The 13155-nt window shown below is 36.0% G+C and carries 13 protein-coding genes and 1 pseudogene; 9 read left to right on the top strand and 5 right to left on the bottom strand.

Going from position 1 to position 13155, the window contains the following annotated elements; genetic code table 11:
- Positions 1-44: 44 nt before the first annotated feature.
- The 4 genes and pseudogenes from SJW71_RS11425 to SJW71_RS11440 all read right to left on the bottom strand — a co-directional run.
- A pseudogene (locus SJW71_RS11425) lies at positions 45-353 on the bottom strand (IS5/IS1182 family transposase); the annotation flags it as partial.
- A gap of 318 nt (positions 354-671) precedes the next feature.
- Positions 672-1148: a hypothetical protein gene (locus SJW71_RS11430; RefSeq protein ID WP_322606503.1), complete on the bottom strand. Its 477-nt coding sequence runs from the start codon at positions 1146-1148 to the stop codon at positions 672-674.
- Positions 1130-1519, bottom strand: a complete 390-nt coding sequence (locus SJW71_RS11435; RefSeq protein WP_274793240.1) for a hypothetical protein — start codon at positions 1517-1519, stop codon at positions 1130-1132. The genes SJW71_RS11430 and SJW71_RS11435 overlap by 19 nt, the downstream gene beginning before the upstream one ends.
- Entirely contained in the window at positions 1476-2600 is a 1125-nt protein-coding gene (locus tag SJW71_RS11440; protein ID WP_274793239.1) for a hypothetical protein, read from the bottom strand. Before SJW71_RS11440 ends, SJW71_RS11435 begins: the two co-directional genes overlap by 44 nt.
- An 842-nt stretch (positions 2601-3442) precedes the next feature.
- Between SJW71_RS11440 and SJW71_RS11445 the strand changes: the two genes are divergently transcribed.
- The 4 genes from SJW71_RS11445 (at position 3443) to SJW71_RS11460 (ending at position 9351) form a co-directional block, all read left to right on the top strand.
- Positions 3443-3973, top strand: coding sequence for a hypothetical protein (locus tag SJW71_RS11445; RefSeq protein ID WP_431812162.1), 531 nt, complete (start codon positions 3443-3445; stop codon positions 3971-3973).
- A 270-nt stretch (positions 3974-4243) separates the two neighbouring features.
- Positions 4244-4468: a hypothetical protein gene (locus SJW71_RS11450; RefSeq protein WP_312506707.1), complete on the top strand. Its 225-nt coding sequence runs from the start codon at positions 4244-4246 to the stop codon at positions 4466-4468.
- Positions 4469-4981: 513 nt separating this feature from the next.
- Entirely contained in the window at positions 4982-7687 is a 2706-nt protein-coding gene (gene acnA, locus SJW71_RS11455; RefSeq protein ID WP_274793236.1) for an aconitate hydratase AcnA, read from the top strand.
- 173 nt (positions 7688-7860) lie between these two features.
- Complete coding sequence (locus SJW71_RS11460; RefSeq protein WP_431812163.1) at positions 7861-9351, top strand: DUF6612 family protein; 1491 nt, start codon at positions 7861-7863, stop codon at positions 9349-9351.
- Between the two features lie 49 nt (positions 9352-9400).
- Here the strand turns inward: SJW71_RS11460 and SJW71_RS11465 are convergent, their stop codons facing one another.
- Positions 9401-9985 (bottom strand): DJ-1/PfpI family protein, encoded by a 585-nt coding sequence (locus SJW71_RS11465; RefSeq protein WP_274793234.1) that lies wholly within the window; start codon positions 9983-9985, stop codon positions 9401-9403.
- 141 nt (positions 9986-10126) lie between these two features.
- Here SJW71_RS11465 and SJW71_RS11470 point away from each other — a divergent pair, with 141 nt between their 5' ends.
- The 5 genes from SJW71_RS11470 to SJW71_RS11490 all read left to right on the top strand — a co-directional run bounded on the left by SJW71_RS11470 (position 10127) and on the right by SJW71_RS11490 (position 13145).
- The gene (locus SJW71_RS11470) at positions 10127-10570 is read left to right on the top strand and encodes an Lrp/AsnC family transcriptional regulator (protein WP_407134718.1); all 444 of its coding nucleotides are present in this window, start codon (positions 10127-10129) and stop codon (positions 10568-10570) included.
- Between the two features lie 61 nt (positions 10571-10631).
- Positions 10632-11150 carry a sigma-70 family RNA polymerase sigma factor gene (locus tag SJW71_RS11475; protein WP_274793232.1) on the top strand — a complete coding sequence of 173 codons (519 nt, stop codon included), beginning with the start codon at positions 10632-10634 and terminating at the stop codon, positions 11148-11150.
- Entirely contained in the window at positions 11143-12093 is a 951-nt protein-coding gene (locus SJW71_RS11480; protein WP_431812164.1) for a DUF3221 domain-containing protein, read from the top strand. The genes SJW71_RS11475 and SJW71_RS11480 overlap by 8 nt, the downstream gene beginning before the upstream one ends.
- Positions 12094-12197: 104 nt before the next feature.
- Positions 12198-12845: a hypothetical protein gene (locus SJW71_RS11485; RefSeq protein ID WP_431812165.1), complete on the top strand. Its 648-nt coding sequence runs from the start codon at positions 12198-12200 to the stop codon at positions 12843-12845.
- Between the two features lie 78 nt (positions 12846-12923).
- Complete coding sequence (locus tag SJW71_RS11490) at positions 12924-13145, top strand: hypothetical protein (RefSeq protein WP_274793229.1); 222 nt, start codon at positions 12924-12926, stop codon at positions 13143-13145.
- Positions 13146-13155 lie beyond the last annotated feature (10 nt).

The raw sequence follows: 13155 nt of genomic DNA on the forward strand, positions 1-13155 counted from the left end.
TTTCAGATAGTACAATAAAAGACTGAGAAATAGCCTTAAACTTATTGGCTCTTGGTTGTCACTGCGAGATGCCCTTTAAAGCCAAACCAAAACGTATTTTTGCCGTCACTGTTCTTTTTGATGCCCCAATTTGGTTCGATTGGCGCATCTTGCCACAGTGTCTTCAGTGGAGTATCGAGTTGATGCATGATTTCTTTTTCATAAGTCGACTGATTGGCTTTGATTTCTGCTTGTTTCGTAAGCCAATCCTCCCATTCTTCTTTTGATTTTCGTTCACGTTTTTGTGGTGATGCAGGTACTTTTTTCTTTGAAGGTTTCGCCGCATCGCGTGATTCGAAAATTGTGGCAGCGATGTTACAGCTCAGTAATGGATTAAGGGTAGTTGTTTTTTAAAAATCTTTACCGAAGACTCTGAGGGAAATAATAATAGTGGTGGGATAGCCAAATACGATTTCAGTTTGGGGCGATGCTAAAGAAGCTATCCCGAAACTAATAGATAAAGGGATTTAATATCAATGACAACGATTGAAGGTAAATTTTAAAGTGGGAAATGATCAAAAAACCCCAGTTTAATACTGGGGAAGTGCTGGTTCGCCAGGTTTATAATTCTATAGGATATGAGAGCATTTTAATTGAGGGGTGGATAAAAACGGTTATTCAACACACCTGAATTATTTTAAAGGGATTCCAAGTCCTAAGGCAGAAGCAATAGTTACAAGAGAGGTAATAACACCAAGTATTGCAGTTAATTTCTCTAATGGTTTTTTAGCTTTCTCTTTATCTCCATTGTTTATGTGCGTTTGAAGTAGTTCAAAATGCGCTTCTGCAATTTCATGTTGTTCACCTGATAGGCGTTGAATATCTTCGTGAAGTTGTTTTAACGCACCGCTAATATCATCAGATCGGCTAGAGATCCCTTGATTCAGTGTACCGTTGTTTTCAATCGTGATATTACCTTTATTTTCTCCAAAAGTTAAACCACCATATTTACTAGATTCACCCATATAACCATCTCCTAAAATAATAGTTACTTGCCCGAGTTTCGATACTGTATCTAATAATTGACCAGAATTTTCTTTTTCTAAAATATCTATAATTTCTCTTAAACTCTCAGGTTTATTTTGTTTACTTAACCCCACATTAGCCATTTTGTTATTATTTTTTTTTTGGAAAAACTTTGTTTGAAATCTTCACTTAATTTAATGATTGGAATAGCGTTTAAAGGATCAAAACAATTTTCGGCCCCACAATACTTACAAGTAAGTGAATCCATATTTTCCAATTCATATTTATTGGCAGTTAAAATACTTCTACTACATTCCTCACAGTGGAATTCTAATTCTATAACGAGCGCTTCTTGTTTTTCTAATTCAGATAATTTCTCAATAACTACTCCAAGAGGTAAGCCAGTTATTTCTGCAATATAACTATGGTAAAATTTATCAACTTTACTTATAGCAATTGCCTCGAGTGCATTATCTATTTTTTGAGAAATTTCCCATGGTTTTAAATTGCTCACAACTTTTACCTCGCAGAATCAATTTTTCTCTAATATAATCCAATACATGTTCAGACGCAAATACATTGAACTTAAATGTCTTTGTAGTTACGCCAATTCGAATAGAATATTCTTGTACCACTCCACCAACACTATATTCAAATAGTATTGATCCTTTTTGTTTGGATAGATAAGGCTCTAAATAATTATACAATGGTAAGCCTCTTAACTCTCTAATGCTACCTAATCCAATTGTTTCGAGACCACTTAAAAGTAACAAAGAAAAAGGTGTTGTTTCTAAAATGCTGGTAATATCTTCGCTATTTAAGTTTTGCTCAAGAGCTGATAATTCACCATTAGTATAGTATTCATCAATTGCAGAAAGTATTCTCACAATGGATTTACCTTGTGTTTCTTCAAATGAATTTATTATTCCTGCTGGTCTTCCTGTAGCATCAATAAGCCTTCCTTGAAGAACATCAGCTAAAGGCTCAAGAGTTCCGCCATACTTCTGTAAGAAATCATACTGTTTGAATTCATATTCTTCATCTACAATTTTAGCTAATCCAGCTATGATTTTCTTTGCAACAGCTGAACTTGCTCGTACTTCTATTATTCCCTTAACTTCATCAATATAAACTGTAGTAATTTCATGTTTAATGTATTCTCTACGGTTGGTTAAAAAGTAATCTACATTAACCCCTGTTCTATGAATAAACCTTAAATAATATGCTTGTGAACCTTCGATTTCAGAAGCAGCTATAATAGTAGGTTCAATGGGAACATTTTCGCTATTTGGTGTAATTACTGTTTCGAAAGGGTTGAATGGCATTTTATTAATAATACTTTGTTTAAGTCCAGTTAAACCAGTTGGATTTGTAGTTCGATACCAAACTAAAGAAACGGGCCCAGTAAAAATATTATTACTAATCGTTGTAAGAACATCTCCTTCAATAAGTTCAAAAGCGTCCCATACTCTACTTGCTAATTCATTTACATTACCTGTCGCTTCTAAAGTCATATCACTACAAACCTCTTTAAGTAGAGTTTTGGTCAATTTATTCAAGTCTTGGGGGAAAATTAAAGATTTTATTGTATTCATTTAACACCCTCCAGAATTATATTCTTTATTCGATGAATGTATACCGGATATATTAATTAATATTATATGTTTTGAATACCCAAAAAATTACAAAATAGTATTAATAGAAAGGAGTGGTATGACTTGGAACGTGTATACGCCAAAATGAATAAAAATTATATAGTGTGGAACTTTCACAAAAAGACGAAATGACTTGAGCGTCAAGATTATCTAAGCAATTGGGGATATTTAGATAAGTAAGCAGGTTGAAAAGAAATCATTCTAGAACAATAAAAAGACACTCATTTTTGAAAAAAATGAGTGACTTTCTTCTATAATATTTAAAAATTTCGCGTGGGTATAAAGGGAAGCGTTGAATTAACTTCAATACATTAATTGAAAATCAGATCATGATTTTTCCTAATATTAAAGAATCTGTGTAATTCTGAGTTTACAAACCTTTGTTTAGTAATGATTAACACCTGAAGCTGTTAACTCGTAAACACTATATAATTTGATTTAATGATCCTTCCTAATCTGGATCATGGTATTGGGTGCAGATGTTTATTATATTCGACGACGGTGGGACTAAATTTTGTTCAGTCTTTTTTCTTCTACATTTTTGTGGATTGCTTAGCTTATATACATTTCATATGTTTAAAAAATGTCATCCCTGATTTTTAGTAGTGAGCCACAAATAATCATTCTACAAAAAATGAATAGGAGGGTTTATTTGAACAATAAATTTCCTCGAAAAATACATATCATTGGCTCTAATGGTGGAGTATCCAAAAGGTTGCTTCTTTTTATTTTGTAAATTTGGTATAATTATCAATAAATAGAATAATGTTCCGCGGGAGAAAATGATGAAAATTAATAAATTTGCACTGATATGGTCCTGTTGCATAATTTTATCTGGATGCACAACGACCTTAACTCAAACAGATGAAACCTCTTCTCAAGAAGAGTCGAAAGTAATTAAAAGTGAGCCAGCTGAATCTGGTACTGAAGAGATGAAAGGGGAAAATTTAAACCAAAACAAGAATAAAATCGAAGTGATTCGTGGTTATATGATTGACGAGCAAATAGTATCTCCAATTGGTGATAGTAAAACGTATTTTGAAAGCTATGGCGACATAAATGTGAAAGTACATTTGGTAAATACCGGTACTGAGCGTTTTGTGTATAGTATACGTGACATGGAAGATAGAAGAAAAATTGCTACTGGAATTTTAATGCAAAATGAAAGCTATGAACAGGTATTTGAACAATTACCGAAAGGATTTTATACCATTTCTACTGTTGTTCAAGATGAAGAACCTCCAATAGAAATTTCCTTATCAGTGAAAGTCGATTTGGTAGAGTTGAGTAAGTTGTTATATATATTGCTATAATTAACTTAAATAAAATGATTTTTAAACTAGTTTAAGTTTGTTCAATATGTATTATTTTAACAGGAAGTAGTGTGTGTTCATCTATACAAGAAAATCAACCTTCCCATGAAGTTTCGAAAGTATTTAAAGAGAAACCAGTAGTATCGGATATCACATAATGAAGTAGACAAGAACAAATTGGAATTATTCATGCTCGCATAATTGATGAACAGATTGCATCCACTATTGGTGAAACCTAAATCGTACTTTGATAACAAAGGGGATTCAAAGGTGAAAATTTACATTCTAAATACTGGTACGGAAAGCTTTCAATTTAGTATTAGAAATGTAAGTGATAAAAAGAAAATAGTGACCGGAGTATTAAATACGAATGAGACTTATGAAGATGTATTAAATGATTTACCAGAAAGCTCTTACATAATATCTTATGTAGTTGTAGAAGAAAATCCTCCTTCAGATATTGCTTTATCAGTGAAGGTCGATTTAGTTGGATAAGAGTAGGTGTAACAGATGGAACAGAAGAGACAAATGTTAAAGCAGATTATCATTTTATCGGTTTTATAGAATTTACTGATGATATAGATTGGATTATATAGTTGAAGCGTCATTTGATATTCCTTTGCCAAGACCTAAGTCTTTAAACTGTGGAAAGGAAATTATTTTAACATTAATTTTTTGTAGTTTCTTCTATAATAATTTATATACCTCTCTAATGAGGTACACTTTTACAAAAAAAACGCGTATCGCAGTTTGTTTTTCAATCTGTACTGTTAAATACACATCGTTAGACAGGTATAGAAACCCTCATTAATACAAAACCTTGATATTATGCACATCAAAAAATTAAAAACATCAGGATAGAAACCAAGGTCATAAGTTATGCTTATCAAAAAAGATAATATTAATGTAATTTACTTATGAATATAAATGCGCTATCATGGGTATTGGAGAAAAGATGCTACACATTTTTAAAGCCTTTTCAAAAAGATAAATTAGGGGGATCCGCAAATGGCACAAGGTAATTTACACAATAGCCGTGCATCATTCGAAGTGAATGGTAAAACTTACAATTACTATGACTTAGCTGCGATTGAAAAAGCTGGCGTTGCAAAAGTTTCAAACCTTCCTTACTCAATCAAAGTATTATTAGAATCTGTTTTACGTCAATATGATGCGTATGTAATTAAAGAAGAGCACGTAAACGAATTAGCAAAATGGGGCAATGGTGCTGATCCAGAAGCTGAAGTACCATTCAAACCTTCTCGCGTTGTATTACAAGACTTTACTGGTGTACCAGTAGTTGTTGACCTTGCATCTCTTCGTTCTGCAATGAAAGAAATGGGTGGAGACCCAAGCAAAATCAACCCTGCTATTCCAGTTGACCTTGTAATTGACCACTCTGTACAAGTTGACAAATATGGTAATGCATCTGCATTACAAGCAAACATGGACCTTGAATTCGAACGTAACGCTGAGCGTTATAACTTCTTAAAATGGGCTCAAACTGCTTACAATAACTTCCGTGCTGTACCACCAGCAACAGGTATCGTTCACCAAGTAAACTTAGAGTACTTAGCTCCAGTTGTACACGTTAACGAAAATGCTGATGGCACATTCGAAACATTCCCAGATTCAGTAGTTGGTACTGACTCTCATACAACAATGATCAACGGTATCGGCGTTCTTGGATGGGGTGTAGGTGGTATTGAAGCTGAAGCAGGTATGCTTGGTCAACCTTCATACTTCCCAATTCCAGAAGTTATCGGTGTTAAATTAGTTGGCGATCTTCCAAACGGAACAACTGCTACTGACTTAGCATTAAAAGTAACACAAGTATTACGTCAACGTGGCGTAGTTGGTAAATTCGTTGAGTTCTTCGGACCTGGCGTATCTAAATTACCACTAGCTGACCGTGCGACAATCTCTAACATGGCTCCTGAATATGGTGCTACATGTGGTTACTTCGCAATTGACGAAGAATCATTAAACTACATGCGTTTAACTGGTCGTGACGAAGAGCACATCGCGGTTGTTGAAGCTTACTTAAAAGCAAACCACATGTTCTTCGATCCAACATTAGAGCCAGTTTACACTGACGTATTAGAAGTAAACTTAGCTGAAATCGAACCAAACCTTTCTGGTCCAAAACGTCCACAAGACTTAATTCCACTATCTCAAATGCGTTCTCGTTACAAAGAAGCAGTAGTGGCACCACAAGGTACACAAGGTTTCGGTTTAACAGAAGATGAATTCGCAAAAACTTCTGTAGCGAAATTCGCTGAAGGCGATGTAGAAATTCCAACAGGTGCTGTTGCAATTGCTGCTATCACTTCTTGTACAAATACATCTAACCCATACGTATTAATTGCTGCGGGCTTAGTAGCGAAAAAAGCTGTAGAAAAAGGTCTAACAGTGCCTAAATGGGTAAAAACTTCTTTAGCACCAGGTTCTAAAGTTGTAACTGGTTACCTTGAAGATTCAGGTTTACAAACATACCTTGACCAAATCGGTTTCAACACTGTAGGTTACGGTTGTACAACATGTATCGGTAACTCAGGTCCATTATTACCTGAAATCGAAGATGCAATTAAAGCAAATGACTTATTCGTAACTTCAGTTCTTTCTGGTAACCGTAACTTTGAAGGTCGTGTACACCCACTTGTAAAAGCTAACTACTTAGCTTCTCCACCACTTGTTGTTGCTTATGCACTTGCTGGTACAGTGGATATCGATCTACAAAAAGATTCATTCGGTAAAGACAAAGATGGTAACGAAGTATTCTTCGCTGATATCTGGCCATCAACTGAAGAAGTTAACGCAGTATTAGGTACTGTTGTTAACCGTGAATTATTCCAAAAAGAATACGAAACTGTATTCACAGCGAACGAAAAATGGAATGCAATTGAAACATCAACTGAGTCTCTATACACATTTGATGAAAAATCAACTTACATCCAAAACCCACCATTCTTCCAAGGTCTTGCAAAAGAGCCAGAAGCTATTAAAGGCTTAGACGGCTTACGCATTATGGCGAAGTTCGGTGACTCAATCACAACTGACCATATTTCTCCAGCTGGTGCAATCGGTAAAGATACACCTGCAGGTAAATATTTAATTGAAAACGGTGTTGCAATCCGTGACTTCAACTCTTACGGTTCTCGTCGTGGTAACCACGAAGTAATGATGCGTGGTACATTTGCAAACATCCGTATCCGTAACCAAGTTGCTCCTGGTACAGAGGGTGGATTCACTACTTACTGGCCAACAGGCGAAGTAGAGTACATCTATGACGCATGTATGAAATACCAAGAGCAAGGTACTGGCTTAGTAGTACTTGCTGGTAACGACTATGGTATGGGTTCTTCTCGTGACTGGGCTGCGAAAGGTACATTCCTACTTGGCGTGAAAACTGTTATCGCACAATCTTACGAGCGTATCCACCGTTCTAACTTAGTAATGATGGGTGTTCTTCCACTTCAATTCATGCCAGGTGAATCTGCTGATACACTAGGCTTAACTGGTAAAGAAGAAATCTCTGTTAACATTACTGACAACGTAAAACCACGTGAAATCTTAACAGTAACTGCTAAATCTGAAGACGGCACAGTTAAAACTTTCCAAGCTTTAGCTCGTTTCGATTCAGAAGTAGAAGTAGACTACTACCGTCACGGTGGTATCCTACAAATGGTTCTTCGCGCAAAAGCTGCTGAGTAATCATCAACTTAAAAAACCGATCTCTTAGGAGGTCGGTTTTTTTATATGATAATGAATTGGATAAATGTAAATATTCCTAATTTATTTTCCAAGTATCCTAGCATTTTCCTAACTATTTATATAGAATTAGAATGTAAGCCTTTTTACAATTACATAAATGGGGGATAATGATTATGACAAAGAGAAAACATAAACTTTACACAGCGGCCACAACAGCAATAGCCATTACAGCTTTATCAGTAGTACCAGTTTCAGCTGCTAGTGCATTTTCAGATGTAAGCAAAGATTATGCACATTTTAACAGTATTTTAACACTACATGAAGCAGGCATTATTAATGGTTTTCCAGATGGCACATTTAAGCCATCACTAGACGTAACACGTGGACAAGCGGCGAAGATGATTGCAGGTGCTTTTGATTTTGCAACAAATTTAGAGAGTGCTGAAAATCCGAAATTTAAGGATGTAGACGCAACTAGCCCATATTACAACGCAATTGTCACATTAGTTAATCTTGGCGTAGTACAAGGTTATGAGGATGATACATTCCGCCCAGATGAAACGATTACACGTGGTCAAATGGCAGTAATGGTGGCACAGGCAACAGGCTTAACAGCTAAAGGAGAAAGTCCATTTACAGATGTACCACAAGATAGCCCATTTGCAGAAGCCGTAACGGCATTATATGAGGCAGGTATTGCAAAAGGCGTTACTGCAACGGAATTTGGTGTAGATAAAAATGTGACTCGTGGTCAGTTAGCGACATTTATTGTGAACGCATTAGACTTACCGGTAGATACAATGCCTATACCAGATGAAAAAGATGAGCAGCCTCAAGAGGAACAGGTGAGTGAAGAACAGCCTACTACAACAAAGGATAGTGCTGCACTTGAGGAATTATTTACCAAAACATTAGCTAAGCAAAAAGAGCTAAAAAGCATGAAGGCTACTATGACCATTTCACAGTCAGTAGAAGCTAACGATGGTAAGGAAACCATGAAAATGGATTCTAAAGGCAATATGAACATGGAAATTGTTACAGAGCCAATGCAGTTCTTTGCGGATGGAACAATGTCCCTAACAGATCCAACAAGTGGTGAAGCAATTAATTTACCAATTAAAATGTACATGACAGCTAAAGATGGTATGTATATGTATGAGGCAGACCAACAAGCTTGGGTAAAATTCCCGAAACAACTATTTGATGATGTACTTAGTCAAACAGGCATGCAGCCAGATGCAGCGGAGCAATTAGAGATGCTGCAATCATTTGCTGAAGACTTCACTTTAAATGAAACAGCAAGCCGCTACGAATTAACACTAAAAGGTTCAGGTGAAAAATTCACAGAGCTAGTAAAGCAACAGCTTGGTGTAATGGATTTAGGCATGGACGCTGATTTAGAGGGACAATTAGGCAATATGTCTTTTGACAATCTCACATACAAATTATTGATTAATAAAGAAACATTTGATGTAGAAGAAATTGCGATGGATATGACGTTAAGTATGAAAGTAGAAGGTAATTCGATAAAAACAAGACAGCAAACAACGATCAAATACCATGATTTCAATGCTGTAACAACGATTACCATTCCAAAAGAAGTGCTAGAAAGTGCAAAAGAAATAGATCTTAGCACAACAGAAACAGCACCTATAGGCAAATAATAAAAACGCTTAAAAAAGTAGGCTTAGTGCAAGCCTACTTTTTCTATGTTTAACGAAAGCCCATTAAGTCTTTTACTTTCATTGTATTTTCGCTAGACGTTAAGGTTTCTAGTAAGCGGAAGGCAACATCAAAGGCCGTTCCTGGATTTGATGAGGTGATTAAATGATCTGTTTGTACAATGCGCTCATTAACAATGGTTGCACCGAAGTTTTCCAGTTGTGCTAAACGTTTACTCGTTGGGTGATTATAGGTCGTTGCTTGACGATGTTGGAGTATACCACAATTTCCTAATATAAGAGACGCAACACAGATCGTTGCAATCGGTTTTTTACGTTCGTCAAAATGCCGTACAACCGTTTGAAATTCCTCACTAAAGGCATCCTCATAAAAGCCCGCTTCCTCAAAGCCACCAGGGATCGCTAATGCATCAAAATCCTCTAATGTAATTTCGTGGAGCAATTTTTCAGGAGTCACTTTAAAATTCCATGTGCATTGCAGCTGTTCATGCAAACCGACAGTCACAACCTCAGTTGTACCATCACCTTCCCATTTATTCCAGCCAAGAACATCTGTAAAAACACTTGCTTCTACCGCTTCAAAGCCATTTGCTAATAGTAATAATATTTTTTTCATGTTATTAATCCTCCTTTTATAGCTTCTATTGTAATCAATAGGACGGACTGATAACAGAAGTTGTATAATGTATTTTAGCCATATGGCTTTATTTGAAAAGGTATTATGTGAAAAAAAGTTGATTATGAAAGGTGAAGTCTGATGGATCAAATTGATACACAAATTTTAAAGCAGTTACAGCATAATGCAAAAATTTCGATGAAGGAGTTAGCGACCACTGTCCATTTATCTTCTCCAGCTGTTATTGAACGTGTCAAAAAGCTGGAGGAACATGGGGTAATCGAAGGTTATCATGCAAAAGTAAACATCAAAAAAATGGAGCGCACTATTCAGGCGATTATTTTATTTAAATCTATTGATTGTAAAAGTCTCTCTGCATTTTGTAATGCCCATCCCGATGTTCTTGAATGTTATCGAGTGGCAGGGGAAATTAGCTATATCGTCAAGCTAGCAACCTATTCAGTAGAAACATTAGAGGAATTCATAGATGCGGCTATGCCTTATGGTACTCCCTCTACCAATATCGTATTATCTTCAATGGAAAAAAAGGTGATTACACCATTTAATGACAATAATTTTGAATAAATGACAAAAAAAGCAAACCTTAAAGACGTGAGCACCGTTTAAAGGGTAGAGAGGGGGAATCATGTTGCTAATTCATGAACTGGAAAAAATAATGGAACAGCATACAGAGAGACTTATCCGTCTTGCCTTTTACTATGTAAGAGATTTACAAAGTGCAGAAGATATCGTTCAGGATGTCTTTATAAAGTTCTACGATAATCAGCAGAACTATGAGGAACGTGGTGAGCTTAAGGCTTATTTATCGAAATTAGTTAGTAACCGAAGTAAAGATTATTTACGAAGTTGGACTTATCGGAGAATCCAAGTACAACAAAAAATTGCTGCCAAGCAGACGATCACAAGAAGGGATATGCTTGTCCGGCAAGATGAACAAACTTTGATTGAAAATGCAATCCTAGCTCTCCCATTCAAGCAGCGTGAGGTCATTATTCATTTTTATTTTGAAGAATTGTCTGTAGTCGACATTGCGCAGCTGATAAATATTCCTGAAAGTACAGTAAAAACAAGGCTACGTCGAGGGCGAGAGTTACTAAAGCTACAGCTACAGCATGTTGAATGGGAGGTGCTTCTGCATGAGTAAAGTGGATATTCGTGTCGTACGGGATTTATCAGAAAGCAAAAAGCGTGTGATGGCAAATGTCATTCAGCATTTAGAACAGCGTCCTGTTAAAAAATCTACTAGACGCTGGCAATATGGGCTTTTGGCCATGATTTTGAGCGTCTGTATAGGATTGTTTGTATATTTGCAATACAATGATCATCAAAAACAAACCTCTATGATCCCACCAGTATTAGATGAACGAATTTTAGAGCTATATTTACTACTTGGATCGAACTTTAGTGGAAAAAATCAATTACACAAGGCAGACTTTGATCTGTTTTTATCCATAGAATCGTCCTTTGCTTATGCACAAAAAAAGAAGTTAGTGCCTACACAAGAGCAAGTAGATAAGGAGCTCATTAGTATGAAGGAACTAATGTATGAAACATTGTTAACTTTTAATGAACAAATGTTGCCAAGTACAAAGGATGAATTTATCGCTAGTTATGCAAAGACGTTCGCCTATAAAATGGCATCAGCCAACCTTTTAATGGAGGCAAGCCGTGCAGATTATAAGGATGTAAGTGATCCAATTCGAAAATGGCTTGTCGAGCAAAAGGCCATGAATTATTTAGAGAAGCATTATCATAAAGACATTGACACCTTACGAGAAAAATATGGGATACCGGAAAATGACAGTCAAATGAAGCTAGTAAGAAGTGGAACAGTCTTAGCGATTAAGGAACATGAATTTTTAGTTGTCTCGGGTGTCTTGGATAGTGAGATTGGTCAATTATCGGTAGATGAATTAGTGAAAAAGCATAGCAATGGTACGTGGTTCCCTCTAGTGGATGTCCCCGAAACACTATCAGTTGGCGATCGCGTGGAGGTACAATATAGTCAAGTAATTGGGAACGACGAAGTTCAACCTTTCATTGATTTTAAAGATATCGTGGGTTTGAGAATAGTAGAAGAATATTAATAAAATAAAGGCTACCATTCAAAAATATAGAATGCATAGCCTTTTCCTTTAATTTAAATTCCGTTACAATAGTTGTAATATTTTCCTTAAATGGAGGTGTTGGGTTGTTATTTGCTATAGTAGATTTTACAACAGCCTTTTTCCTAAGCTTACCTCTTCTACTAATTTATTTTAAGAGTAGGTCGCAGCAAGAGACTCCTTGGCGTTGGTCGTTTCCTCTATGGTTATTCAATTACCTGAGTATTCGATATTTCGTTTCAGATGGAGAGCTATTTTGGGTTGTCCTTTGCTGGCAGCTACTATTTTTATGGCCAATAAGTCTAGTAATATATCTTCATTTATACAAAAAGGAAAAGAATTGGTCGTTTTACATAGGTTTGAAGAAAAAGCATGTTGTTTTTGTGGCAGTATTAATGGCGCTATTTGCGAGCTCTCCTGTGTATTCACTTTTTCTGGCAAATCAACAGGTAGTTGCTTTTCACCAGCAGTTAATGCAAGAGCTCGAGGCCAGCCCAGATCGGCAGCTTTATTTGATAAAGAATACGAATGCACCTTCCACACTGCTCGATGTAGCTGATCATATAGCTGAGGTTCGAAAGGGACCGGTTTATGCATCTACTTTACCTTGGCGAAGCAAGGTTGTTGTGCATCAGGATAATTGGCAAAAGGAATTTACATATGTTCGTTTTTATAATGGTTGGAGGCTAGATGGGCTATACCAAGAAAGTAATTGGGAGAATCAAAAAGATTAAGTAAGGGGAGTCAATCAGTTGCTACAATACGTTTGAAGGAAGATGAGTTAAAGAATAAATTAATGGCATTTTTTTGCGATGCTGGAGCAAGGATTAGAGCAAGATGAGGTAATTCAATTAGTGCAGAAAATGCCATCAACAGTAGTTACATTAAAGAGTCAATTAGCTGAAGAGCATTACAGAAACGCAGTATTCAATTACAAAACATTGCTAAAAAGCTTTTTTATCCAAACATATAATCAATCAAAATATGCGACCCTTCATCAACAAATCGCCACTTGTCTTAACGAGTTATCATAGGCGAAACATG

Origin of the sequence: Lysinibacillus sp. FW12, assembly GCF_050817245.1 — a bacterium.
Taxonomy (GTDB): Bacteria; Bacillota; Bacilli; order Bacillales_A; family Planococcaceae; genus Lysinibacillus; species Lysinibacillus irui.

What these genes read in the sequence shown, in the direction of transcription:
- SJW71_RS11445 (WP_431812162.1), top strand. Translation starts at nt 3,443, where the DNA reads ATGATGAAAATTAATAAATTTGCACTGATATGGTCCTGTTGCATAATT.
- SJW71_RS11475 (WP_274793232.1), top strand. Translation starts at nt 10,632, where the DNA reads ATGTTGCTAATTCATGAACTGGAAAAAATAATGGAACAGCATACAGAG.
- SJW71_RS11465 (WP_274793234.1), bottom strand. Translation starts at nt 9,985, where the DNA reads ATGAAAAAAATATTATTACTATTAGCAAATGGCTTTGAAGCGGTAGAA.
- SJW71_RS11490 (WP_274793229.1), top strand. Translation starts at nt 12,924, where the DNA reads ATGCTGGAGCAAGGATTAGAGCAAGATGAGGTAATTCAATTAGTGCAG.
- SJW71_RS11480 (WP_431812164.1), top strand. Translation starts at nt 11,143, where the DNA reads ATGAGTAAAGTGGATATTCGTGTCGTACGGGATTTATCAGAAAGCAAA.
- SJW71_RS11430 (WP_322606503.1), bottom strand. Translation starts at nt 1,148, where the DNA reads ATGGCTAATGTGGGGTTAAGTAAACAAAATAAACCTGAGAGTTTAAGA.
- SJW71_RS11470 (WP_407134718.1), top strand. Translation starts at nt 10,127, where the DNA reads ATGGATCAAATTGATACACAAATTTTAAAGCAGTTACAGCATAATGCA.
- SJW71_RS11460 (WP_431812163.1), top strand. Translation starts at nt 7,861, where the DNA reads ATGACAAAGAGAAAACATAAACTTTACACAGCGGCCACAACAGCAATA.
- SJW71_RS11440 (WP_274793239.1), bottom strand. Translation starts at nt 2,600, where the DNA reads ATGAATACAATAAAATCTTTAATTTTCCCCCAAGACTTGAATAAATTG.
- acnA (WP_274793236.1), top strand. Translation starts at nt 4,982, where the DNA reads ATGGCACAAGGTAATTTACACAATAGCCGTGCATCATTCGAAGTGAAT.